20 protein-coding genes are annotated in these 23,904 nt (G+C 63.1%); 11 read left to right on the forward strand and 9 right to left on the reverse strand.

The genetic code is table 11. The features are described 5' to 3' along the window. Positions 1 to 17 precede the first annotated feature (17 nt). The 7 genes from IC609_RS03395 to IC609_RS03425 form a co-directional block, all read right to left on the reverse strand. Complete coding sequence (locus tag IC609_RS03395; protein ID WP_333473629.1) at positions 18 to 1,964, reverse strand: HAMP domain-containing methyl-accepting chemotaxis protein; 1,947 nt, start codon at positions 1,962 to 1,964, stop codon at positions 18 to 20. Positions 1,965 to 1,978: 14 nt separating this feature from the next. Then, positions 1,979 to 3,394 carry a carbohydrate porin gene (locus IC609_RS03400; RefSeq protein ID WP_191818035.1) on the reverse strand — a complete coding sequence of 472 codons (1,416 nt, stop codon included), beginning with the start codon at positions 3,392 to 3,394 and terminating at the stop codon, positions 1,979 to 1,981. A 164-nt stretch (positions 3,395 to 3,558) separates the two neighbouring features. After that, a complete protein-coding gene (locus IC609_RS03405) occupies positions 3,559 to 4,326 on the reverse strand; it encodes a class II glutamine amidotransferase (protein ID WP_191818036.1) in 768 nt (255 codons plus the stop codon). Between the two features lie 4 nt (positions 4,327 to 4,330). Then, on the reverse strand, positions 4,331 to 5,824 hold the full coding sequence (locus IC609_RS03410) for a DHA2 family efflux MFS transporter permease subunit (RefSeq protein WP_191818037.1): 1,494 nt from the start codon (positions 5,822 to 5,824) through the stop codon (positions 4,331 to 4,333). A 39-nt stretch (positions 5,825 to 5,863) separates the two neighbouring features. Further along, on the reverse strand, positions 5,864 to 6,901 hold the full coding sequence (gene cuyA, locus IC609_RS03415) for a D-cysteate sulfo-lyase (protein WP_191818038.1): 1,038 nt from the start codon (positions 6,899 to 6,901) through the stop codon (positions 5,864 to 5,866). A 133-nt stretch (positions 6,902 to 7,034) separates the two neighbouring features. Then, complete coding sequence (locus IC609_RS03420) at positions 7,035 to 8,795, reverse strand: ABC transporter transmembrane domain-containing protein (RefSeq protein ID WP_191818039.1); 1,761 nt, start codon at positions 8,793 to 8,795, stop codon at positions 7,035 to 7,037. A 109-nt stretch (positions 8,796 to 8,904) separates the two neighbouring features. After that, the gene (locus IC609_RS03425; RefSeq protein WP_191818040.1) at positions 8,905 to 11,136 is read right to left on the reverse strand and encodes a malate synthase G; all 2,232 of its coding nucleotides are present in this window, start codon (positions 11,134 to 11,136) and stop codon (positions 8,905 to 8,907) included. 179 nt (positions 11,137 to 11,315) lie between these two features. On the opposite strand from IC609_RS03425, the gene IC609_RS03430 reads away from it, so the two are divergent. The 11 genes from IC609_RS03430 to IC609_RS03480 all read left to right on the forward strand — a co-directional run bounded on the left by IC609_RS03430 (position 11,316) and on the right by IC609_RS03480 (position 21,872). Beyond that, positions 11,316 to 12,263, forward strand: a complete 948-nt coding sequence (locus tag IC609_RS03430) for a hydroxymethylglutaryl-CoA lyase (RefSeq protein WP_191818041.1) — start codon at positions 11,316 to 11,318, stop codon at positions 12,261 to 12,263. Positions 12,264 to 12,387: 124 nt separating this feature from the next. Then, positions 12,388 to 13,314: a LysR family transcriptional regulator gene (locus IC609_RS03435; protein WP_191818042.1), complete on the forward strand. Its 927-nt coding sequence runs from the start codon at positions 12,388 to 12,390 to the stop codon at positions 13,312 to 13,314. A gap of 48 nt (positions 13,315 to 13,362) precedes the next feature. Then, entirely contained in the window at positions 13,363 to 15,036 is a 1,674-nt protein-coding gene (argS, locus tag IC609_RS03440) for an arginine--tRNA ligase (RefSeq protein WP_191818043.1), read from the forward strand. 8 nt (positions 15,037 to 15,044) lie between these two features. After that, positions 15,045 to 15,653: an SPOR domain-containing protein gene (locus IC609_RS03445; protein WP_191818044.1), complete on the forward strand. Its 609-nt coding sequence runs from the start codon at positions 15,045 to 15,047 to the stop codon at positions 15,651 to 15,653. 24 nt (positions 15,654 to 15,677) lie between these two features. Beyond that, positions 15,678 to 16,319, forward strand: coding sequence for a thiol:disulfide interchange protein DsbA/DsbL (locus IC609_RS03450; RefSeq protein ID WP_191818045.1), 642 nt, complete (start codon positions 15,678 to 15,680; stop codon positions 16,317 to 16,319). Positions 16,320 to 16,452: 133 nt separating this feature from the next. Next, on the forward strand, positions 16,453 to 17,052 hold the full coding sequence (gene lptA, locus IC609_RS03455; RefSeq protein ID WP_191818046.1) for a lipopolysaccharide transport periplasmic protein LptA: 600 nt from the start codon (positions 16,453 to 16,455) through the stop codon (positions 17,050 to 17,052). After that, entirely contained in the window at positions 17,049 to 17,807 is a 759-nt protein-coding gene (lptB, locus tag IC609_RS03460) for an LPS export ABC transporter ATP-binding protein (protein ID WP_191818047.1), read from the forward strand. The genes lptA and lptB overlap by 4 nt, the downstream gene beginning before the upstream one ends. A 46-nt stretch (positions 17,808 to 17,853) precedes the next feature. After that, on the forward strand, positions 17,854 to 19,392 hold the full coding sequence (locus IC609_RS03465; RefSeq protein WP_191818048.1) for an RNA polymerase factor sigma-54: 1,539 nt from the start codon (positions 17,854 to 17,856) through the stop codon (positions 19,390 to 19,392). Positions 19,393 to 19,405: 13 nt separating this feature from the next. Beyond that, on the forward strand, positions 19,406 to 20,680 hold the full coding sequence (locus IC609_RS03470) for a THUMP domain-containing class I SAM-dependent RNA methyltransferase (RefSeq protein WP_191818049.1): 1,275 nt from the start codon (positions 19,406 to 19,408) through the stop codon (positions 20,678 to 20,680). Continuing rightward, positions 20,677 to 21,111 carry a PIN domain-containing protein gene (locus tag IC609_RS03475; RefSeq protein WP_191818050.1) on the forward strand — a complete coding sequence of 145 codons (435 nt, stop codon included), beginning with the start codon at positions 20,677 to 20,679 and terminating at the stop codon, positions 21,109 to 21,111. The genes IC609_RS03470 and IC609_RS03475 overlap by 4 nt, the downstream gene beginning before the upstream one ends. Then, positions 21,108 to 21,872 carry a UPF0149 family protein gene (locus tag IC609_RS03480; RefSeq protein ID WP_191818051.1) on the forward strand — a complete coding sequence of 255 codons (765 nt, stop codon included), beginning with the start codon at positions 21,108 to 21,110 and terminating at the stop codon, positions 21,870 to 21,872. The genes IC609_RS03475 and IC609_RS03480 overlap by 4 nt, the downstream gene beginning before the upstream one ends. On the opposite strand, the gene IC609_RS03485 is transcribed toward IC609_RS03480, so the two are convergent. Then, positions 21,873 to 22,838, reverse strand: coding sequence for an alpha/beta fold hydrolase (locus IC609_RS03485; protein WP_191818052.1), 966 nt, complete (start codon positions 22,836 to 22,838; stop codon positions 21,873 to 21,875). A 3-nt stretch (positions 22,839 to 22,841) separates the two neighbouring features. Further along, on the reverse strand, positions 22,842 to 23,846 hold the full coding sequence (locus IC609_RS03490; RefSeq protein ID WP_191818053.1) for a Bug family tripartite tricarboxylate transporter substrate binding protein: 1,005 nt from the start codon (positions 23,844 to 23,846) through the stop codon (positions 22,842 to 22,844). Positions 23,847 to 23,904: the final 58 nt, after the last annotated feature.

Genomic DNA, 23,904 nt, shown 5'->3' on the forward strand with positions numbered 1-23,904 from the left:
CCGTGCCTGAGCGAAGCTCAGATGCGGAAGCGGTCAAGCTCCTTGCGGGTGGCTTCCGCAATTTGTGACAACCCCATCACGGTGGCAGTCATTTCTTCGGAAGCAGCGGCGTTGCTGCGTGCGATGTTTTCAAGACTGCCCAGATTCGCATTGATTTCTTCGATCGCACTGGTTTGCTGGGACAGAGCGGAAGAGATGCGCTGCAACATGCCATCGGCCTCTTGTGCACCCAATTCAATCTGAGCCATGCCCTGTTTGACCTGGCGCACCGTCTCGACTGCGCGTGCGGTTTCAGTCACAGCCTGCTGAACGAGTCGAGCGATCTCCTGGGAGCTTTCGGCGCTGTTGGCAGCCAATTTACCCACTTCTTCAGCGACCACCGAGAAGCCCTTGCCATGCTCGCCCGCACGAGCGGCTTCAATGGCCGCATTGAGCGACAGCAGATTGGTCTTGTTGGCAATGCCTTCGATCACCTCCGTGATCTTGTTGATCTGGGCTGAATTGGTGGCAATGCTGTTGACCACCTCCACCATTTGTTCCATCTGCTGCATGCCCTGGCGCATGATGGTCATGGAATCCTGCGACTTCTGGCTGGCCACCATGGTGTTGCGCGAGACATCGGTCACCGACGTCGACGTCTGACGCGCAGCCGTAGCCAATTGGGCGATGGCATGGGTCTGGTTTTGGGAACCATCGGAAATCTGTGCGATGGCGTGACTGGTTTCCGACGAGGCTGCAGCGACCTGGCGGGCATTGGCGTGGATGGCCGTCATGGCAACACCCAGTGCAGTCAGCGATTGGTTGATGTTTTCCTTGAGAACGGCCAAATCCCCGCGCCCTTGGGCTTGCACACGGCGGGTCAGATCGCCTTGCGCAACCTGCGCCATCACGGCCCCCACATCCCCGAGCATCACGCGCAGCGCCTGCATGGCTTCTCGCGAGCGGTCCAATGTCTCTTGGTATTGCCCTTGGGCATGGGCATCAATCTGGGCAGAAAAATCGCCATTCTGCAGGTTCTGCATCACCTCGCCCAAGATGGCCATGGTGTTCTGAACCGCATCGGCAGAGGCGTTCACGGCATCCTTCATCTGGGCCAGGTCGCCCCTGAGATCGGCATGGATGCGTGGATTCAAATCACCTTGCGCCATGGCCGTGACCACCCGGTTGACCTCGGAGACGGCCTCCTGCTGGGACTGCAGCATGCGGTTGATGGCCGCGGCCGTTTGCCCCACTTCATCGCGCGCCTGAAAGCCAATGCGCTGACTGAAATCACCTGTGGTTTCAATCTTTTTGACCACCGCCTGCACTTGTCCCAATGGCTTGGTGACCGAGCGAACAATCCACAAGGCAGCAAACAAACCCAAAGCCAGACCGCCTGCAACCACGACAATGGCCAGCCATTTGTTCAGTGTGTAAGCATCGTTGGCACGTTCAAACTCATCGCCGGCAGCGTCCAGTTGCATGTTCATGAACTGGGAGATCTTGTCCCCAATGGGGTCCAGCGTGGGGTAAAGCGTGACGTTGATGAACTTCTCGAGCGCAGCCCGATCTTCGGTTTCAAAAATCTGCTTGAGCCGATCCAGCTCAGGGGCAGCCTTGGCGGTCAGCACTTCGATTTCCTGCGCCAGCACTTTCTCATCACCGGTCATTTCGCTCGGGGGATGGGCATCCCACCGCTCGGCAATCACCTTGCGTGCTTCGTCCAGGCTCTGGCTGGCTTTTGCCCACTCCACACGGCCGTTACGCACTTTGTGCGGCAAATCGACAATGTCATTGGAATATTTGTCTGCAATCAAACCCAAATCACGGACATGCAGCAGTTCGTTGTGACGCACCGAATCAAAGCTGCTGATGGCCGAAGACATGCCAGTGATCCCAATCAGCCCGATGACGCTCGAGACAACGGCACCGAGGATGACCAGAATGAAAAGGCGAAATGAAACCGAAAGATTTTTCATGTCCATGTTCCTGCTGCGGTTCAGAACTCGGCATGCACGCGCAAACCACCCACATGAACGGGGCCGCGCTCGTAGTTGTAGCCCGGCTTGCTCACGCGCTGGTAATTCAGGGCCACAGCCAGCCACTTGCTCAACTGCCACTGGTAATAGGATTCCACAATGCCTTCAGGTGCGTACGGCATGTAGCCCTCACCGATCAAGATGCCCAGACCACCGCGGTCAAAGTAGGCCTGACCGCTCTTGCTCAAGTGGTTGCGCACCACAGCGACGCCGACCGTGTCCTGTGCACGCCCCCAGGGCGCCCCGTTTTGAGACAAGCCCAGCACCAAAGAACGCGTGATCTCTGTGAAGTCAAACGTTTCCTTCTTGCCACTGTTGGCACTGGCACGCACAAACATGCCCAGCGTTGGCGTCAACTCCTGCTCGACAATCAGCGCAGCCCCCGGATTTGACGCCCGCTTGCGCACAGCCTCCACATCCGGCGTCTGCGCGTTCTGAATCCCCCACTGCACGGCATCGGCATAACTGGCCATGTAGCCACGATTGACAAAAGCCAGCACCTTCACGGCACCGGAGCGTTCACCGACCTGATGGCGACGCTCCACTTCCGTGACCAGTTCGAATTGCTTGAAATTGAAGCCAAACTTGGTGCTGCCCGGTACGGTCGACAAGTTGAATACGCCATTGCGCCAAGTCCAATCGCCCTGATTCCATTCGACCGCTGCACCAAAAGTAAAGCCCCAGGCATCGGCGGCATAGTCGAAAGCGCCACTGTCCAGAACAGACCAGTTCAGGAAATCGCCGCGAGGATCGTGTGCGTAGCGGTTGTTGTCAAAAATATCCACCACACTGAATTTGCCCACCGTGAAAACCAGGTTGTCAGCGGTCCGCTTGCCCGAAAGCTGGTTGGCTTCGGAGTCCAGTGCCTGGACCTCACCACCCAGATTCACGGTGTGCCGCACAAAGGCACGTTGCAGCTTGGCGTAGGGCTTGGCCTGCCCCAGTTTGTAGGCGGTTCCGCTGGTGTAGCCCGCGATCCCCATGGCATTGCTCAAACCGAAACCTTGATCGATCTCAGGATTGATGTAGAACTCGGTCTGTGGCGCCAGGCGAAGCCCAATGAAAAAAGTCGCATCGTTGGTGCTCTCGCGCTGAGGCGTAGGCAAAAACGTTTTGGTGTCCTCAATCACCGGACGCGGGCTTCTGAAGCGGCGATTCCATTGGGTCACATTCGTGTATTGACCAAAGAAGTTCCAGTTTTCAGTGACCACGTTGTCAGGGGTCGGCTCCGGGCCTTCGTGCGGCAAAGGGTGCCCTAGCTGATGCTTTTCCACCGGAACTTTGTCATCCGCGTGCGCAAGCGCTGTGGCGGCGCAAGCTGCAGTGGCCAGCACCATCTGCAAAAAAAGCAAAAATGAAGGGGGTTGAAGGCGCATGGCAGACTCTTGGTGAAACACCCAAAAAATATAGGGGTTTTGAAAGTGTAAGCTTGATTTGATGAATTTCAAATTTTTGCCATTTATTTGAGCCGAATCGACAGCGAAACCATTGAATTTCACATTTCGGCAGCCAGGCGTGCTTTCTGTCGCCCTCTGACAGGTCAAACGGCCAAACGCGCACCGTCCACAAACACCGTCAGCTCGCCGGACTGCAAGGGTACCCAGTCTTCATCCAGGGTGAGCGGCGCAGTCACCACCACCGCCACGCGGTCGCTGGGACGGGTGTGCTCGGCAAAGTTCACACTCAGGTCTTCGTCGCTCAGTGTGGCTTGATGGAACGGGTGCTTGCGCAACACGTAGTACAGGTGGGTGTTGGCGTGAGCCCACAGGGCCTCACCGTTCGACAGCAAAAAGTTGAAGGTGCCGTGCTTGGCAATTTGGGGGACCAGCTCTTGCAATGTGCGTGTCAGCTCCAGCACGCTCGGCACCCCGGCATGTGACTTGGCCAGCTCCTGCATCAGCCAGCAGAACGCCCGCTCGCTGTCGGTCTGCCCCACGGGTTTGAAATTGCCGTGCAGACGCGGGGCAAAGTCCACCAGGTTGCCGTTGTGGGCAAACACCCAGTAACGCCCCCAGAGCTCACGCACAAAGGGGTGGCAGTTTTCGAGCGCCACCACGCCCTGCGTGGCCTTGCGGATGTGGGCGATGACGTTTTGGCTCTTGATCGGGTAGCGGCGCACCAACTCGGCCACGGGCGAGGTGCTGGCGCTTTGGTGGTCCACCATGTGGCGCACGCCCTTGCCTTCAAAAAAAGCAATGCCCCAGCCATCGCTGTGGTGGTCGGTCACCCCGCCACGCTGTGCGAACCCGCTGAAACTGAAGGTCACATCGGTCGGGGTGTTGCAATTCATGCCGAGCAATTGGCACATGGTGTCAGTCTTTCCTGTGAACCGGCGAGCGCATCAGCCACGCCGGAATGAGCGCCAGTGCCGTGAGCACCGCCAAAAACCAGAAGGTGTGGTGAAAGGCCTGCAGCCGGGTGTGCAGATCGCCCTCGCCCAGGCGCAACACCCCCACTTCGGCCAGCCGCCACTCCAGCACAATGGCGCACAGGCTCACGCCCACTGCGCCGCCCAGCATGCGCAAAAAGTTGACCACACTCGCCCCTTGCGGGATCAAGGCCGGCGGCATGCCCTGCATCGAGCCCAGGTTGAGCGAAGGCAAGATGAACCCCAGCCCCATGCGCCCCAGGATAGCCCACAACCACAGCATCAGCAGCCCCTTGTCGGGGTCCACCGTGCTCATGAGCGCAAACGAGGCCGACAACAGCACCAAGCCCACCAGCACCAGGCGCCGCTTGTCGGTGCGGTCAGCCCAGCGACCCACCACAGTGATGGTCACGGCCAGCACCAGTCCTGCAGGCAGCAGGGCCGAGCCCACATATGAGGCCGACAGCCCCAGACCGCTTTGCATGAACACCGGCAGCAGGTAAGTGGAGCCAAACAGGGCCGTGCCGTAAATGATGGCCACCAGTGAGCCCATGACAAAACTGCGGTGGGTGAACACCCGCAAGTCCATCAAGGGCGGCTGCGCCCCATGGGCATGGTGCTGGTGGCGCCGCTGCAAACGGCGCTGCCAGCCCACAAACACCGCGCCTGTGAGCAAGGCGGCCAGCAGCAAGGGCAAACCGTGCGAGGCCCCGGTCTCGCGCCAGGCCACCATGCCGTTGAGCAGCAGCACCGTGCCCGCCAAAGCCAGCAGCAAGCCCGGCCAGTCCAGCCGGCCAGAGCCCACATTGGCCGGCACACCACCCGGTGCGGTGGTCGGCACATACCGTCGCGCCAGCCACAGTGCAGCCAGCGCCAGCGGCACCACCATGAAGAAAATCGAACGCCAGCCAAAGGCATCGACCAGCAAGCCACCGATGCTCGGGCCAATCGCCGGCGCCAGCACCACCCCGGTGCCAAACACGCTGCTGGCGCGGCCCCGTTCTTCGGGCGCAAAAGCATTCATGATGATGATCACCGGGATCGGCTGCACCACCCCGGCGGCCACGCCCTCCACGATGCGCGCCACCAGCACCCAGCTGTATTCGTCGGCCAGGCCCCCGCCAATGCCGCCGCACAGCAGCAGCAGCATGCAAATTTCGTAAGTACGCCGGTAACCAAAGCGCGACAGCATCCAGGGCGTGGTGAGCATGGCAGAGGTGGTCGCCACCATGAAACCCGAAGTCACCCACTGCACCCGCGTCTGGCCCAGCGTGAAATGCTGGCTCATGTCGGGAATGGCCACGTTCATGATGGTCGAGGACATGACCGAGGCCATGGTGCCCAGCATCACCGACAGCAGAAGCAGCCAGCGGTGGCGCTCACCGTAGCGCGCCTTGAGGGCGTGCAGGCTGTGGGGGTCGTGCGGTTGGTCAGGCATGAGACAAGGTGGGGGTCAAGCCACCGAGTCTATCGGGTGTCACGTTGCGGGTGCGACGCGACCCAACACCACCCCTTCGTAGGCATGCAAGGACGGCAAGCCCCCTGTGTGCAGGAAGAGCACGTTTTCATCGGGCTTGAAGTAGCCCTGGCGGGCCAGCCCGATCAGGCCCGCCATGATCTTGCCGGTGTAGACCGGATCGAGCAGGATGCCCTCGGTGCGCGCCAGCATCTGCACCGCCTCGACCATGGCCGCGTTGGGGATGGAATACTTAGGCTGCCAGTAGCCGCCCACACTCACCACCGCCTCGCGCGGGATGGTCAGGCCGATGTCCAGCAAGTCGGCCACCGCCTGCGCTTCTTTGTGCACCAGCGGCTCCTGATCGGCCGGGTCGCGGCTCACGCCGATGCCCACGATCGGGATGCGGATGTGGTTGCCCAGGAAGCCGGCCAGCAAGCCGCCGTGCGTGCCCGAACTGCCTGAACCGACGACCACGCGGTCAATGCGCACGCCCTGGTCGAAAAACTGCTGCTGCAACTCCTGCGCGCAGGCCACATAGCCCAGACCACCCACCGCGTTGGAGCCACCACCGGGAATGATGTAGCCCTTGCCACCTTGTGCTGCCACATCGGCTTGCACCTTCAGCATGGCCTCCATCATGTTGGAGCCCCCGGGCACCACGGTGATCGCGTCCACGCCCATCAGCTGGAACATGAAGTTGTTGCCCGAGGCCGTTTCGCTGTAGCTGCCAGGTACACGCTCTTCGATCACGAAGCGGCACTTGAGCCCTTCCTTGACCGCAGCGGCCAACGTGATGCGGCAATGGTTGGATTGGGGCGCACCGCAAGTGATCAGCGTGTCAGCACCCTGCGCCAGCGCATCGGCCGCCAAAAATTCCAGCTTGCGCGTCTTGTTGCCCCCGGGAAACAGGCCCAGCATGTCATCGCGCTTGATCCAGATGCGTGGACCCACGCCCCCCGGGCAACTGGCCGCGAGCGCGGCCGAAAAGCGGGGCGCCAGCTCCAATGGGGTGGCGAACTCGGTGTAGCGGCGGCGAGGGAAGCGGGAGAGGTCCATGGCGGTGTGTCCTTGTCGGTTCAATTCCCCGCTGGTGCTGTGCCACCCGGGGTGTGACACCTCAAGCATAGCGCTACCGCCCCTGACGGGACGACGCCCACACGACAGCGCAGGCGACGGATCAAGCGATGGATCAGGCGCTGGCAGCCGCCGTGAACTGCAAGGCCGCCAGACTGGCGTACAGCCCCCCACGCGCCAGCAGTTGCGCATGCGTGCCCTGCTCCACCAAACGGCCACGGTCCAGCACCCAGATCACATCGGCCCGCTGCACCGTGGCCAAGCGGTGCGCAATCACCAGGGTGGTGCGCCCGCTCATGGCCTGGTCGAGCGCGGCCTGCACCATGTGTTCGCTTTGGGCGTCGAGCGCGCTGGTCGCTTCGTCGAGCAGCAGCAAAGGCGCGTTCTTGAGCATGGCCCGCGCAATCGCAATGCGCTGGCGCTGACCACCCGACAGGCGCACACCCCGGTCGCCCAGGTCGGTGTCGTAGCCCTGCGGCAAGTCCTGGATGAATTCTTCGGCATAGGCAGCCCGGGCGGCGGCCTGGACTTCCTGCAAGCTGGCCTCTGGACGCCCATAGCGGATGTTGTCGATCACTGTGCCCGAAAAAATCACTGGCGCTTGCGGCACCAGCGCGATGTGCTGTCGCAGATCCTCCAGCGCCATCTCGTCAACCGACACCCCGTCGATCAGCAAACGGCCCGACTGGGGTGACTGAAAACGCATCAGCAAATCGAGCAAAGTGGTCTTGCCCGCGCCGCTCGGCCCCACCACCGCCACGGTCTGTCCGGCCTGGATGGTGCCGCTCAGGTGGTCGATCGCGAGGCGCTCGCGACGAGAGGGGTAGTGAAAATTCAGCGCGTCCAAAGTGATCGTCGAGCCTCCGGCTGGCCAGGGCGCGGCCACCGGTTGCGCAGGTGATGTCAGCGCCGAACGGCTGTGCAGCAACTCCATGAGCCGCTCGGTGGCGCCCGCCGCCCGCAGCATGTCGCCATAGACCTCGCCCAGCAACGCAAAGGCACTGGCCAACATGATCACGTAAACCACCGTCTGCCCCAGCTCGCCCGCTGTGCTGGTGCCCGCACGCACCGACAGTGTGCCCATGTACAGGCCCCAGAGCAGCACCGCGCTCGAGGCCATGATGATGAAGGCCACCAAGAAGGCGCGGGCACGGATGCGGCGCAGCGCGGTCATCAGCGCCTGCGCGGTCGAGTCGGTGAAGCGCCGGGCTTCACGCCCTTCGGCGGTGTAGCTTTGCACCACCGGGATGGCATTGAGCACTTCGCTGGCCAGCGCACTGGCGTCGGCCACACGGTCCTGACTGGCACGCGACAGCCGCCGCACGCGACGCCCCAAAAACACGCTGGGCAAGACCACCAGAACCAGCACGGCCATGACCTGCAGCATCAGCATCGGGTTGGTCCAGACCAGCATGGCCACCGCGCCCACACCCATCACCAGGTTGCGCAAACCCATGGACAGAGACGAGCCCACCACCGTCTGCACCAGCGTGGTGTCGTTGGTCAAGCGCGAGAGCACTTCGCCCGACTGGGTGGTTTCAAAAAACGCCGGGCTCTGGTGCAGCACATGGCTGTACACCGCGTTGCGCACATCCGTGGTGATGCGCTCGCCCAACCAACTGACCATGTAATAACGCGCTGCTGAAAACACCGCCAGCGCCGCCGCCACGCCAAACAGTTCGGCAAAGTGCAGTGCCAGGTCTTGCGCAGACGACGCCTGGCTCAGGCCCTGATCGATCAACTGCTTGAGCACCCAGGGGAAGGCCAGCGTGGCCCCCGCCGCCAGCAAAAGGAACACCCCGGCCAGCACCAAGGGCCAGCGGTAAGGCTTGAGAAATGGCAGCAGACCGGACAGGGAGCGAGGGTTGGAAGTCATGCGCTCAAGCATAAGGGCAAGTGCCAAAGCCGACCGTAACGTGGCCATGGCCTATCCCCCCATGAAAAACGGCTCCCGAAGGAGCCGCTTGATTCAAGCCAAGAACCGATCAGGCCGCCTTGACCTTCAGGCGCCAGGCGTGCAGCAGCGGCTCGGTGTAGCCACTCGGTTGCGCCTTGCCCTTGAAGACGAGGTCGCATGCGGCCTTGTAGGCGGCCGACTTGGCGAAGTTGCCCGCCATCTTCTTGTACTCGGGGTCACCGGCGTTCTGGCCGTCCACCACTGCGGCCATGCGCTCCATGGTTTGCTTGACCTGCTTTTCGGTCACGACACCGTGGTGCAGCCAGTTGGCCATGTGCTGGCTGGAGATGCGCAGCGTGGCGCGGTCTTCCATCAGGCCCACGCCGTTGATGTCGGGCACTTTGGAGCAGCCCACGCCTTGGTCCACCCAGCGCACCACATAGCCCAGGATGCCCTGGGCGTTGTTGTCGAGTTCCTTTTGCTTGTCTTCGGCCGACCAGTTGGCGGCGTCTTTGGCGACCACCGGAAACTGCAGCAACTGGTTGAGGGTTTCTTCGCGCAAGGCTTTGGCGTCTTGCTTGGCCACGGCCTTTTCCATCTGCTTTTGCAGCGCAGGCACGTCCACCTGGTGGTAGTGCATGGCGTGCAGTGTGGCGGCGGTGGGGCTGGGCACCCAGGCGGTGTTGGCACCGGCCAGGGGGTGACCGATTTTGGCTTTGAGCATGTCGGCCATCAGGTCGGGCATGGCCCACATGCCTTTGCCGATCTGGGCACGGCCGCGCAGGCCGCAGGCCAGGCCCACATTGACGTTGTTCTTCTCGTAGGCGGCCAGCCAAGTGCTGTTCTTGATGTCGCCCTTGCGCATGACGGGGCCAGCCAGCATACAGGTGTGCATCTCGTCACCGGTGCGGTCCAGGAAGCCGGTGTTGATGAAGGCCACGCGGCTCTTGGCGGCGGCAATGCAGGCCTTGAGGTTGGCGCTGGTGCGGCGCTCTTCGTCCATGATGCCCAGCTTGACGGTGGAGGGCTTGAGGCCCAGCACCTTTTCCACACGGCCGAACAGCTCGTCGGCAAAGGCCACTTCTTTGGGGCCGTGCATTTTGGGCTTGACGATGTAGACGCTGCCGGTGCGGCTGTTGCGCAGCGGGTGGCTCTTTTTCTTTTGCAGGTCCACCAAGGCGCAGGTCACGGTGACCATGGCGTCCAGGATGCCTTCAGGGATCTCTTGGGTGCTGCCATCGGCTGCAGTCCAGGTCACTGCCGGGTTGGTCATCAGGTGGCCGACGTTGCGCACGAACATGAGCGAGCGTCCATGCAGCTTGACGGTGCCCTTGCCTGTCGGCTTGGTGTACTCGCGGTCACCGTTCATGGTGCGCGTGAAGGTCTTGCCGCCTTTTTGCACTTCTTCGCTCAGGGTGCCTTGCAAGATGCCCAGCCAGTTCTTGTAGGCCAGCACTTTGTCGTCGGCGTCCACAGCGGCCACCGAGTCTTCGAGGTCAAGGATGGTGGACAGCGCGCTCTCCGCGATCAGGTCGGACACACCAGCGGGGTCGGTCTTGCCAATCGGCGTGCTCTTGTTGATCTGCAGATCCAGGTGGATGCCGTTGTGCACGAACAGCACGGAGGCCGGGGCCTTGGCATCGCCGGTGTAACCCACAAACTGCTTGGCGTTGGCCAAGGCGGTGCTCTTGCCATTGGCCAGGGTCACCACCAGCTTGCCCGCTTTGACGGCATAGCCCTTGCTGCCCACGTGCGAGCCGGTCTTCAGGGGTACCGTGCGGTCGAGCACGTTGCGGCAGTAGTCGATAACCTTGGCACCGCGCTTGGGGTTGTAGCCCGTGCCTTTTTCGCAGCCATCGGCTTCGCTGATGGCGTCGGTGCCGTACAGCGCATCGTACAAGCTGCCCCAACGGGCGTTGGCCGCGTTCAGGGCGTAGCGGGCGTTCAGGATCGGCACCACCAGCTGGGGACCGGCCAGTTTGGCCAGCTCGTCGTCCACATTGGCCGTGGTGGCCTTGGCGTTTTTGGGTTCCGGCACCAGGTAGCCGATCTGGCTGAGGAACTTGCGGTATTCCTTCATGTCCTTGCCAGCGGCCACAGGGCCGGGGTGGGCGGTGTGCCACTGGTCCATGGCGGTCTGGATGCGGTCACGCTCGGCCAACAAGGCAATGTTCTTGGGCGCCAGGTCGGTCACGATGTCACTGAAACCTTTCCAGAACTTCGCGCTCTGAACGCCGGTCGCGGGCAGCACCTGCTGCTCGATGAAGTCGTACAAAGACGTGGCCACTTGAAGCTGGTGGATCGGGGTGCGTTTTGTCATGAAAAACCTCTGAAACAAGCGTCGAAAAACGGGGGGGCACTCTGCACAGGCGGCAAAAGACCGGAGATTGGGAACGACTGTATTCTAAATTTATAGAGCGATAAACAAGCGAAAAATCCATTAACCCATGACTTTTTCGCAAAAGTAAACAGCCGCATGGCCTGTTGTTTAATCCTGTCATGACAATCCCCGCCACGACAGACATCCTCATCAGCGAAGTGGGCCCACGCGACGGCCTGCAATCGGTCAAGGCCACCATGGCCACCGTCGACAAATGCCGCTGGATCGACAGCCTGGTCGCCGCAGGTCTGCGCGAGATCGAAGTCGCCTCCTTCGTCCCGGCCCACCTCTTGCCCCAAATGGCCGACGCCGCCGAAGTGGTGCGTCACGCCCTGCAGCACAGCGGTGTCACCGTGATGGCGCTGGTGCCCAACCTGCGCGGCGCCGAAGCCGCCCTGCGCGCCGGAGCGCACAAGCTCACCATGCCCGTGTCGGCCAGCGCCGCCCACTCGATGGCCAATGTGCGCAAAAGCCCCGAGGCCATGGTCGAGGAAGTGCGTGCCGTGCTGGCGCTGCGCGACGCCATCGCCCCGGGTGTGCGGGTCGAGGCGGGCGTGTCCACTGCCTTTGGCTGCACCCTGCAAGGCCAAGTGCCCGAAGACGATGTGGTGCGCCTGGCCGAGCTGCTGGCCGAGGCCGGTGCCGACGAAGTGGGCCTCTCGGATACCACCGGCATGGGCAACCCGGCCCAAACCAGCCGCCTGTTCAAGCGCCTCTTCAGCACCATTGGCGAGCGCACGGGCGCGGCCCACATGCACAACACCCGGGGCCTGGGCCTGGCCAACTGCCTGGCCGCTTACGAGGCGGGCGTGCGCACCTTCGACAGCTCCCTGGGCGGTCTGGGCGGCTGCCCCTACGCCCCGGGCGCTTCGGGCAATGTGGTGACCGAAGACCTGGTGTTCATGTTCGAGGCCATGGGCGTGCGCACCGGCATCGACCTGGACCGGCTCATGGCCGCCCGCGCGCCCCTGCAGGCCGGGCTGCCCGGTGAGCCCCTGTACGGCATGACCCCTGAAGCGGGCCTGCCCAAGGGTTGGGCGCCACAGCCCAGTGCGGCACAGGGCTGACGCCCAGCACGGCCCCGCAGCATGGGGCTGTGGCGTTTCACCCAGGCCACACTTTCAACCGAAGAAGGCTGAATTCAACCCGAAACCACCCTGATTCAATCCCTGACATCGCATAATCGAGGTCATGGACAAACTCAAAGCGTTTGAAACCTTTGTTGCCGTCGCCACCAAAGGCAGCCTCACGGCCGCTGCGCGGGCCGAAGGCGTGGCCCCGGCCATCATCGGCCGCAGGCTCGACGCGCTCGAAGAGCACCTGGGCGTGAAGCTGCTGGTGCGCACCACCCGCCGCATCACCCTCACCCACGAAGGCAGTGCCTTTCTCGAAGACTGCCAGCGCCTTCTGTCGGACGTGGCCAATGCCGAGGCCAGCGTCTCGGCAGGCGGTGTCAAGGCCAGCGGCCATCTGCGCATCACCGCCCCGGCCGGTTTCGGTCGCCGCCATGTCGCGCCACTGGTGCCGCCCTTTCGTGAACTGCACCCCGATGTGACGATCTCGCTGAACCTGAGCGACCGGGTGGTGGACTTGGCCGCCGAGGGTTTTGACTGCGCCGTGCGCGTGGGCGACATGCCCGACTCCTCGCTGGTGAGCGTGCGCATGGCTGACAACCGCCGCCTGTGCGTGGCCACCCCGGCATATTTGGCGCGCCGAGGCACGCCACAGCACCCCTCCGAGTTGCTGCAACACACCTGCCTGACCTTGTCGAGCGACGCCTCACAGACCCGGGGCTGGGCTTTTCAAGTGCCCGCAGAAAACGGCACCGAAGTGACCCACCTGCGCCCCGGCGGCCCACTGGATTGCTCGGACGGGCAAGTGCTGCACGACTGGTGCCTGGCCGGTTATGGCATCGCCTGGCGCAGCACCTGGGAGGTGGAAGCTGAAATCCGGGCCGGTCACCTGGTGGCCGTCCTGGAAGACTTTGCCGCGCCACCCAATGGCATTCATGTGGTGTTTCCGCAGCGCAAGCACCTGCCTTTGCGGGTGCGACTGTGGATCGAGCACCTCAAACACCACTACAACGAGCCCACTTTCTGGCAGCGTCCCGCGGCCTGAATGACCCAAGCCGCAGGGCCCAGACCGCCCGGCCCGTAAAATCGGCAGATGCTTTCTGCCAAACAAGATTTGCTCGCGGCCCTGGCCGGTGAGCTTGAAAAACTCCAAACCGGCGCCGGTGCGCGCGCGGCATTTGAATCCCCCAAGGTGGCCGCCCATGGCGACCTGGCCTGCACCGCGGCGATGCAGCTGGCCAAGGCCCTGAAACAAAACCCCCGACAACTGGGTGAGGCGCTGCGCGAAGCGCTGCTGGCCACCCCCGCATTCCAGCGCTGGGTCGACGCCATCGAGCTGGCGGGCCCGGGCTTCATCAACATCCGCCTCAAGGACGCGGCCAAACAAGCCGTGGTGCACGAGGTGCTGCAGGCAGGCGCGGCCTTTGGCTGCCAAGCGGCCAAAGCCGACAAGGTGCTGGTCGAGTTCGTCTCGGCCAACCCCACGGGTCCGCTGCATGTGGGCCATGGCCGCCAGGCCGCCCTGGGCGACGCGATTTGCAACCTGCTCGCCACACAAGGCCAGCAGGTCTACCGCGAGTTCTATTACAACGACGCGGGCGTGCAGATCGGCACCCTGGCCAACTCGACCCAGCTGCGCGCCAAGGGCTTCAAGCCCGGCGACGCCGAGTGGCCTGAAGCCGCCTACAACGGCGACTACATCCAGGACATCGCCAACGACTTTTTGGCCAAGAAAACCGTCAAGTCCGACGACCGCGAGTTCACCGCCAGCGGCGATGTGAATGACCTGGACGGCATGCGCCAGTTTGCGGTGGCCTACCTGCGCCACGAGCAGGACCTGGACCTCAAAGCCTTCGATGTGAAGTTCGACAACTACTACCTGGAGTCCAGCCTCTACACCAGCGGCAAGGTCGACGCCGCCGTGCAAAAGCTCAAGGACGCAGGCAAGACCTACGAACAAGACGGCGCGCTGTGGCTGCAATCCACCGACTACGGTGACGACAAAGACCGCGTCATGCGCAAGGGCGACGGCACCTACACCTACTTTGTGCCCGATGTGGCATACCACATCACCAAGTGGGAGCGCGGCTTCACCCGCGTGGTGAACATCCAGGGCACCGACCACCACGGCACGATTGCGCGCGTGCGCGCGGGCCTGCAGGCCGCTGGCGTGGGCATTCCCGAGGGCTACCCCGACTACGTGCTGCACACCATGGTGCGCGTGATGCGTGGTGGTGAAGAGGTCAAGATCTCCAAGCGTGCGGGCAGCTACGTCACGCTGCGTGACCTGATCGAGTGGACCAGCAAGGACGCCGTGCGCTTCTTCTTGCTGTCGCGTAAGCCCGACACCGAATACATCTTCGACATCGACCTGGCGCTGGCACAGAACAACGACAACCCGGTGTATTACGTTCAGTACGCCCACGCACGCATCTGCTCGGTACTGGCGGCCTGGGGAGGTGACAAGGCCTCGCTGAATGCGGCAGACTTGAGCGCCCTGCAAAGCCCGCAAGCGCAGGCCCTGATGCTGGCCCTGGCCAAATACCCCGACATGCTCACCTCTGCCGCCAACGATTTCGCGCCCCATGACGTGACCTTCTACCTGCGCGACCTGGCCTCGCTGTACCACAGCTATTACGACGCCGAGCGCATTCTGGTCGACGACGAGGCGGTCAAACAAGCCCGTCTGGCCCTGGTCGCCGCCACCGCCCAGGTGCTGCACAATGGCCTGAAGGTGCTGGGTGTTTCCGCACCCACCAAAATGTGAGCATCACCATGACAGCACAAACCCAACGCGGCGGCACCCTACTGGGCTTCATCCTGGGCCTCGTGATCGGTCTTGGCGTGGCTTTGGGCGTGGCCATCTACGTGACCAAGGTGCCGACACCGTTCTCCAACAAGAACCAGACCCGCTCGGCCGACCAGGACGAAGCCGAGAACCAGAAGAACAAGGAATGGAACCCCAACGGCGTGCTGCAACCCAAGGCCCCGGCCTCGGCGCCTGTGGCGCCCGAGGGCACATCCGACAAGGTCCAGAGCGAGCCACTCAAAGGCGAAATCAAACCTGCCGTGACCGCTGACCCCTCGGCCGAACCCAAGTCCAAACCCGGCTTGTCGACCCCTGCGGGCACCGCGTCTGGCGCAGACCCGTTCCAGTACTTCGTGCAGGCGGGCGCTTTCCGCTACCCCACCGACGCCGACACCCAAAAAGCCAAACTGGCCATGCTGGGCCTGGACGCCAAAGTCTCCGAGCGTGAGCAAGGTGGGCGCAGCGTGTTCCGGGTGCGCCTGGGGCCCTTCGAGGACAAGGCCGCTGCCGAGCGCGTTCGCAGCAAGCTCGAAGCCAGCAACATGGAAAACACCATCGTGCGCGTGCAGCGCTGACCACGACACCCATTTGGAGATCACATGAAACGCCGATTCTTCTCGTCCGCCCTCTTGGCCACCAGCGCCTGGCTCAGCGCCCTGCCCGCCAAAGCCCAATGGGCCTTCAAAGCCGGCAAGGACTATGTGGTGCTCGATCGCCCCGTGCCGACCGACGCAGGCCCGGGCAAGGTCGAGCTGCTGGAGTTCTTCTGGTACAGCTGCCCGCACTGCAACAAGTTCGAACCCGCTTTTGCCCAATGGGTCAAGGACGCACCCAAAGACGTGACGGTGCGCCGCGTGCCGATCGCCTTCCGTGAAGACTTTGCGCCTCAGCAGCGCCTGTTCTATACGCTGGAAGCGATGAACCTGCTCGACACCCTGCACGGCAAGGTGTTCCACGCCGTGCACGAAGAGCGCCTGCCCCTGAACACCGAGGCCACCATCCTGGCCTGGGTTGAGAAACAAGGCGTGGACAAAGCCAAGTTCAGCGACATCTTCAAGTCATTCGCAGTGACCAGCAAGATCAAGAAAGCGGTTCAACTGCAAAACGAATTCCGCATCGAAGGCGTGCCTTCGCTGGGTGTGGCCGGACGTTATTACATCGACGGGGGCCTGGCCGGCAGCATGGAGCGCGCCCTGAAGGTGGCCGAATCCCTGATCGCACAAGCCCGCGCTGGCAAATAAGCCCGCGACAGGGCCAACCCGTCCCATGAGCCCGCCACCTGGTGGGCTTTTTTTCGCGGGTACCGGGCGTCGCCATGGGGAAACCGCCCGGCTTGCACCTACAATCGACCAACACCAGCAAGATTCGTGCCCCATGAAGTATTTCCAGCCATTGCTCTGCGCCTTGCTTTGGACCTTCCATTGGGCACCCGCTTGGGCGGAAAAAGCCGATCGCGACAAACCCATGCAGATCGAAGCCGACCGCATGCAGCACGACGAAGCCAAAAAACTCACCCAGTTTTTCGGCAACGTGCAGGCGGTCAAAGGCACGATGGTGATGCGCGCCGCACGCATGGACGTGCAGCAAGACGAACAAGGCAAACAAAAAGCCTGGCTCTGGGCGGCCGATGGCGAACGGGTCTTTTTCCGGCAAAAGCGCGAAGGCCTGGACGAATACACCGAAGGTGAAGCCGAAACCGCCGAGTACGAAGGCGCCACCGACGTGGTGACCCTGGTGACACGTGCCGAGATGCGCATGCTGCGCGGCACGCAACTGGCCGACCAGCTCAATGGGCACAAGATCGTTTTCAACAACACCACCGAAGTCGTCTCGGTGGATGGTCAGCGCAAGGACGCGGGCTCTGACACCCGCCACCAGCGCGTGCGCGCCGTGCTGGTGCCCAAACCAGCGGCCTCGGCCCCTTTGCCGCCGCCGCTGCGCACCAGCCCCGCAATCAAGGACAACAAACGATGAGCGCCAGCAGACCCAGCCAGGGCCTGGAAGCCCGGCAGCTGAAAAAAGCCTACGGCAGCCGCAAAGTCGTGCACGACGTGTCGGTGCATGTGAGCAAGGGCGAAGTGGTCGGCCTGCTCGGCCCCAACGGCGCGGGCAAGACCACCTCGTTTTACATGATCGTGGGCCTGGTGCGGGCCGACGGCGGCCAGATCCTGATCGATGGCCAAGACGTGACCCAGTCGCCCATCCACAAGCGCTCGCGCATGGGCTTGTCTTACCTGCCGCAAGAAGCCTCGATCTTTCGCAAGCTGTCGGTGGCCGACAACGTGCGCGCCATTCTGGAGCTGCAGCACGATGCACAGGGCCTGCCACTGTCGTCCGCCGCCGTCGAAAACAAACTCACCGCCTTGCTGAACGACCTGCGGGTGGACCACCTGCGCGAGTCCCCTGCCATTGCGCTGTCGGGCGGCGAGCGGCGGCGCGTGGAGATTGCCCGCGCACTGGCCACCGATCCGCGCTTCATCCTGCTCGATGAACCCTTCGCGGGCATCGATCCGATCGCGGTGATCGAGATCCAGCGCATCATCGCTTTCCTCAAGCAACGCGGTATCGGCGTACTCATCACCGACCACAACGTGCGCGAGACGCTGGGCATCTGCGACCACGCCTACATCATCAGCGAAGGGCGTGTGCTGGCCGAAGGCACGCCCGACGACATCGTCAACAACGCCGATGTGCGCCGGGTGTACCTGGGCGAACACTTCCGAATGTGATGCCCACTGTGAACATGCCCCCGATCCACGACATGAAAGCGCCAGAATGAAGCCCAGTCTGTCGCTGCGCATGTCCCAGCACCTGGCGCTCACGCCCCAGTTGCAACAATCGATCCGCCTGCTGCAACTGTCCACGCTGGAGTTGTCACAGGAAGTCGATCAGATGCTTGACGAAAACCCTTTCCTCGAACGCGCCAGTGAAGAAGCGCCCATGGAAGACTATGGCCTCTCGCAAGCCGACGCCAAAGTCAGCCTGGGTGACCGCGTGAGCGAAAGTGCCAGCGACAACCACAGCGATGACAACGCCGAACCCCGCGAAGAGGCACTGACCGACATCGCCGAAAGCTGGGAAGGTGACGGCAGCGTCGACATGCAGCCCGACGACAGCGAATGGGGCGGCGATGCCGGCTCGCGCAAAAACAACTCGGACGACGACGTGGCCGACGCCACCGAGCTGGCCCGCAGTGCGGGCTCGCTGACCGACCACCTGCACCGCCAGGCCTTGTCGCTGCGCCTGTCCGACATCGACCGGGCCGCGCTGCGCTTTTTGATCGAATCGGTCAACGAAGACGGCTACCTTGAAGACAGCCTGGCCGAGCTGGCGGCCACGCTGGCCCCAGCCGATGATCTGGAGCAGATCGACGAGCTGGTGCACCGCTTCACGGTGGCGCTGGGCCTGCTGCAGTCACTCGAGCCCGTGGGCGTGGGTGCCCGCACCCTCAACGAATGCCTGCAACTGCAGCTGCGTGCGCAACTGCGCGAGGACCCCGAGGACCCCGTGGCACAAGCGGCACTCAAGGTGTGCGGCCAGGGGCTGGAGCTGACCGCCAAGCGCGACTTCAAGAAACTCGCCCAGCTCTGCGGCGAAGACGAAGCGCAGATCAAGGCCGCGCTGCAACACATCGCCCGGCTGGAGCCCAAACCCGGTCGCCCCTTTGTGCAGGCCGAGCGCAACATCATCATCCCTGACGTGATCGTCACCACGGTCGGGCGCGGCCCCACGCCCAAGTTCCGGGTGCAACTCAACCCCGACGTGATGCCCAAGTTGCGGGTGCACGACATCTATGCCAACGCCCTGCGCGGCGGCAAGGGCGACAACCACGCGGGTCTGCAGCAGCGCCTGCAAGAGGCACGCTGGTTCATCAAAAACATCCAGCAACGCTTTGACACCATCTTGCGCGTGTCCACCGCCATCGTGGAGCGGCAAAAGAACTTCCTCACGCACGGCGAGCTGGCCATGCGCCCGCTGGTGCTGCGCGAGATCGCGGACGAACTGGGCATGCACGAGTCCACCATCAGCCGCGTGACCACGGCCAAGTACATGCACACGCCCCAAGGCACCTTCGAGCTGAAATACTTCTTTGGCTCGGGCCTGGGTACCGACAGCGGCAACGCGGCATCGAGCACGGCCGTGCGGGCGCTGATCAAGCAGTTCGTGGCCGCAGAAAACCCGGTCAAACCATTGTCCGACAACCAGCTCTCCGAAATGCTCAAGGAGCAAGGCATCGACTGCGCACGCCGCACGGTGGCCAAGTACCGCGAAGCCCTGCGCATTGCCCCGGCAAACCTGCGCAAAACCATTTGAGAAAACGCCGTCTGTGAATTCACTGCAACTGTTCATGCCCTGCGCCGCTGGCGTCGAGGGCTTTCTGGCCGACGAGGTCCATGCGATCACGGGCCTCACGGGCCACGACCTGCTCACGGGACGGGGCGGCGTGATGGCCAACGCCTCCTGGCGTGACGCACTGCGCATCAACCTGCACAGCCGCCTGACCCAGCGCGTGCTGGTGCAGCTGTCGGTCACCGACTACCGCAACGAAAACGACCTGTACCACGCGGCCAGCAACGTCGCCTGGGAAATCTGGTTCACGCCCAAGCAAACCTTCAAAATCGACATCACCGCGCAGCACAGCCCGCTGACCAGCCTGAACTTTGCCGCGCTCAAGATCAAGGACGCGGTGGCCGACCGCTTTCGCGCCAAGCGCGGCGAGCGCCCCAGCGTCGACACCACCTGGCCCGACGTGCGCATTTATGCCCACCTCACGCCCGAGACGCTCACGCTCTACATCGACACCTCGGGCGAGCCACTGTTCAAACGCGGCTGGCGCACCGACAAGGGCGACGCGCCTTTGAAGGAGACCCTGGCCGCCGCCATGATCGCGGCCAGCGGCTGGGACGGCACGACACCGCTGTACGACCCCTGCTGCGGCAGCGGCACCCTCCCGATCGAAGCGGCGCAAATCGCCTGCGGCATCGCACCCGGCCTGCACCGCCGCTTTGGCTTTGAAAAACTGCTGCCCTTCCAGAACCATGTCTGGCAAGGCCTGCTCCAAGAAGCCCGTGACGCGCAGCACGCCCCGACCGCACCCATTTTTGGCAGCGATGTGGCGCACCGCATGGTCGACTTTGCAGAACGCAACGCCGAGCGCGCAGGCGTGGCGCACGCCATCGAGTTCCGTGGCGGCGATGCCTTGCAGCGCATGCCGCCCAGCGAAACCCCTGGCGTCATGCTGCTCAACCCGCCCTATGGCGAGCGCATCGCCGCAGCAGGTGTGGCAGGGCGTGGCCGCGACAACTTTGTCCCTGGCGCCCTGGCCAGTGCGCGGTCTTCCGAATCAAGTCACCACCGCGAAACCGCCCAGACCGACGACGGCGGCGACTTCTTCGCTCAACTGGCCAGCCACTGGAAGAAAAACTACAGCGGCTGGAGCGCCTGGATGCTCACGCCCGACCTGAAACTGCCCAGCAAGATGCGCCTGAAAGAATCGCGCCGCGTGCCCATGTGGAACGGCCCCATCGAATGCCGCCTGTTCCGCTTTGACATGGTCAAAGGCAGCCTCAAGCGGGGTGCCAACGAGACCCCAGCCGCATGAGCCAGGGCGACGCAGTCCTGCGCGTGCTGGACACCAACATCGTGCTCGACCTCTGGGTGTTTGACGAACCCAAAGCCCTGTCCCTGAAAAGCAGCCTGGAAGCGGGCACGACCCAGTGGATCGCCACAGCGGCCATGCGCGAAGAGCTGGCCCGCGTGCTGACTTACCCACAAATCGCCAAGCGGCTCACTGCCCGCGCCCTGCCTGCGGACGCGGTGCTGGCGCACTTTGACCGCCACACCCAACTGCGCCCCGACGCGCCCAAAGCCGAATACACCTGCAAAGACGCCGATGACCAGATGTTCATCGACCTGGCCGTGCAGCACGGCGCGGCCCTGCACAGCAAGGACGCTGAAGTACTGTGCATGAAAAAACGACTTGAGCGCTGCGGCGTCACCCTCAACCCTTCTTTGATGGAACACCTGTCATGACTACATACCACGAACTCGCTGCCGAAGACTTTGACAGCCTGGACAACATCCTCGACGACCTGCGTTCGCGGCACGACGAAACCCCGCAGTGGGAATTCTGTGAAGGCTTTTTGGCCGCACTGGCCTGCTGCCGCCGCGCCATCGAGGCCGACGAGTGGCTGCCTGTGCTGCTGGGCACCGACGAAGGCGGCTCGTTTGCAGACGACGCGCAGCGCGAACAGTTCCTGAGTCTGTGGAACCGCCGCTTTGCCGAAGTGCGCCTGGCACTGGACACCGAGATCAAGGCGCTGGACGAAGACAAGGCCTACGCCCCTGAGATCATGGACGTGCGCGGCGCCATCGCCTCGCTGCCCGAAGAAGAACGCGCCGATGTGGACGCCGACGAAATCCCATCCTTCGCGCAAGTGTGGGCCTTGGGCTTCATGTACGCGGTCGAAAGCTGGTCCGAAGAATGGGAAGCACCCAAGGACAAGGACGCCGCCAAATGGCATGACCTGTCGCTGCAGGCCATCGTGGCCATCACCGAAGACGACACCGACGAGCCAACCCTCTCGGCCCTGTCCGAAGACGGCCCACCCAGCGTGAGTGAAAACCGCCTGAACGCCTATGGCGAAGCCCTGTGGGCCGTGTACGACCTGCGCGAGATCTGGCGCAACATCGGCCCTCGCGTGCAGCAAGTCATCAAGGAAGCCACGCCCGGGCGCAACGATGCGTGCTCGTGCGGCAGCGGCAAGAAGTACAAAAAGTGCTGCGGGGCCTGATCAGGCGAAGAAGTCGCGCAACGCCTGCGCCGTCTGCTCGGGCAACTCTTCAGGAATGAAGTGCCCCGCAGGCACGGCCTGACCTGAGACTTGGCCTGCGCACTGTGCCTGCCAAAGATCGAGTGGCTTGAACATGCGGTTGACGACGCCACGCTCGCCCCACAGCACCAGGGTGTCGCATGCGATTTTTTGGTCCCGCTCACGGGCTTCGCGGTCATGCTGCAAGTCGATGCCCGCGCTGGCACGGTAGTCTTCGGCCGCGCTGTGGATGGCCGCTGACCAACCTTTGTCGTTGAGGGCTGGGTTGCAGAAACACCGCTCATACTCGGCCAGGGCCTCGGGCTCGATGTAGCCCAGGCCTTGGCTGCCCCAGCCGCCCAGCTTGGCGTGCAAATAGGCTTTGGGGTTGCCGCCGATCATGAACTCGGGCAGTGGCGCGGGCTGGGTCAAGTGGAACCAGTGGTAGTAAGCCTGCGCAAACGCAAAATACGGATCGTCCACCGGGCCAGCGACTGGAGAGGTTTTGCCCCAGTGGCCGCTGTACATGTCGAGCGTGGGCGCGATGTCGATCACACACAGCTTTTTGACCCGGCTGGCGTGGTCCAGTGCCAAGCGGTGCGCCACGCGCCCGCCCCGGTCGTGACCGCACAAAAAGAAGTCCTGCACACCCAGCGTATCAAGCAGGCTGACCACCTCTTGTGCCATGACCCGCTTGCTGTAGTGCGCGTGTTCGGCGTCCCCCACTTCGTGCGACGAATCTCCGTAGCCGCGCAGGTCGGGCATGACGAGACGGTAGTGCTCACCCAGCCGCTGGGCGACGCGATGCCACATCACATGGGTTTGCGGAAAGCCATGCAGCAAGGCCAGCACAGGCTTGGCACTTTGCCAGTCCAGTGAACGCCTGAAGGTGACGGGCAAACCCTGAACGCTCAAGGTTTGCTTTTCAAAGCCCTCAAACCAGGCCACGCTTCAGTCCACTTTGGCGCCAGAGGCCTTGACCACGGCGGCCCATTTTTTGTGCTCGGCTTCGATCAGCGCCCCGAACTGGGCCGAGGTGTTGCCGCTCGGGATAGCGCCTTGCAACTGCAGTTTTTCCTTGATCGCCGGAGAGTTCAAAGCCTTGGACACTTCTTGCTGGATGCGATTGACGATGTCCATGGGGGTGCCCGCCGGAGCCAGCAAACCGAACCAGCTGCTGGCTTCAAAGCCCTTGAGGCCTGCGGCCTCTTCGATGGTGGGCAAGTCAGGCACAGCGGAAGAACGCTGACCACTGGTCACCGCCAGCGCCTTGATCTTGCCCGCCTTGATGAGCTGCAATGCCGAGGGCAGGTTGTCGAACATGACATCCATGTTGCCTGCAGCCAGGTCCAACAATGCCGGGCCGGAACCACGGTAAGGGATGTGGGCCATGAAGATGCCCGTCTGGCTCTTGAACAGCTCACCCGCCAGGTGAATCGAGGTGCCATTGCCGCTGGACGCCATGTTCAGCTTGCCGGGGTTGGCGCGGGCGTACTTGATGAAGTCGTTGACGTTGTTGATCTTGTGGGTGGCGGCCAGGTCGGCGTTGACCACCATCACATTGGGCACCCCCGCCACCAAGGTGACGGGCACAAAGTCTTTGAAGGGGTCGTAGGGCAGCTTGGCGTACAGCGCGCGGTTGATGCCGTGCGTGCCCACCGTGCCCATAAGCAGGGTGTAGCCGTCACCGGCCGACTTGGCCACCTGCTCGGCCCCCAGGTTGCCACCGGCACCGGCTTTGTTTTCGACCACAAACTGCTGGCCAAAGGCACGTGACAACTCGGGTGCCACAGCGCGGGCCAGGATGTCGGTGGTGCCACCGGGTGCAAAAGGCACCACGATCTTGACGGGCTTGGCGGGCCAGGCGCTCTGAGCCCAGGCGGCAGGCGCTGCCGCCAGCAAGGCTGCAGCAGCCAAACCACCCACGATGTGACGGCGGTGAGAAACAAAGTTCATACAGGTCTCCTGACAATGCCACCATGATGCCACTCGCCTGCGTGAGCGCTGTCACGCA

Source organism: Limnohabitans radicicola (assembly GCF_014837235.1).
GTDB classification, from domain to species: domain Bacteria; phylum Pseudomonadota; class Gammaproteobacteria; order Burkholderiales; family Burkholderiaceae_C; genus Limnohabitans_A; species Limnohabitans_A radicicola.

Coding starts and splice junctions, on each gene's coding strand:
- IC609_RS03405 (WP_191818036.1), bottom strand. CDS start 4,326: ATGTGCCAATTGCTCGGCATGAATTGCAACACCCCGACCGATGTGACC.
- lptB (WP_191818047.1), top strand. CDS start 17,049: ATGAGCGCCAGCAGACCCAGCCAGGGCCTGGAAGCCCGGCAGCTGAAA.
- IC609_RS03410 (WP_191818037.1), bottom strand. CDS start 5,824: ATGCCTGACCAACCGCACGACCCCCACAGCCTGCACGCCCTCAAGGCG.
- IC609_RS03425 (WP_191818040.1), bottom strand. CDS start 11,136: ATGACAAAACGCACCCCGATCCACCAGCTTCAAGTGGCCACGTCTTTG.
- IC609_RS03430 (WP_191818041.1), top strand. CDS start 11,316: ATGACAATCCCCGCCACGACAGACATCCTCATCAGCGAAGTGGGCCCA.
- lptA (WP_191818046.1), top strand. CDS start 16,453: ATGAAGTATTTCCAGCCATTGCTCTGCGCCTTGCTTTGGACCTTCCAT.
- IC609_RS03450 (WP_191818045.1), top strand. CDS start 15,678: ATGAAACGCCGATTCTTCTCGTCCGCCCTCTTGGCCACCAGCGCCTGG.
- IC609_RS03480 (WP_191818051.1), top strand. CDS start 21,108: ATGACTACATACCACGAACTCGCTGCCGAAGACTTTGACAGCCTGGAC.
- IC609_RS03395 (WP_333473629.1), bottom strand. CDS start 1,964: ATGGACATGAAAAATCTTTCGGTTTCATTTCGCCTTTTCATTCTGGTC.
- IC609_RS03490 (WP_191818053.1), bottom strand. CDS start 23,846: ATGAACTTTGTTTCTCACCGCCGTCACATCGTGGGTGGTTTGGCTGCT.
- IC609_RS03465 (WP_191818048.1), top strand. CDS start 17,854: ATGAAGCCCAGTCTGTCGCTGCGCATGTCCCAGCACCTGGCGCTCACG.
- IC609_RS03420 (WP_191818039.1), bottom strand. CDS start 8,795: ATGACTTCCAACCCTCGCTCCCTGTCCGGTCTGCTGCCATTTCTCAAG.
- IC609_RS03435 (WP_191818042.1), top strand. CDS start 12,388: ATGGACAAACTCAAAGCGTTTGAAACCTTTGTTGCCGTCGCCACCAAA.
- IC609_RS03475 (WP_191818050.1), top strand. CDS start 20,677: ATGAGCCAGGGCGACGCAGTCCTGCGCGTGCTGGACACCAACATCGTG.
- IC609_RS03400 (WP_191818035.1), bottom strand. CDS start 3,394: ATGCGCCTTCAACCCCCTTCATTTTTGCTTTTTTTGCAGATGGTGCTG.
- argS (WP_191818043.1), top strand. CDS start 13,363: ATGCTTTCTGCCAAACAAGATTTGCTCGCGGCCCTGGCCGGTGAGCTT.
- cuyA (WP_191818038.1), bottom strand. CDS start 6,901: ATGGACCTCTCCCGCTTCCCTCGCCGCCGCTACACCGAGTTCGCCACC.
- IC609_RS03445 (WP_191818044.1), top strand. CDS start 15,045: ATGACAGCACAAACCCAACGCGGCGGCACCCTACTGGGCTTCATCCTG.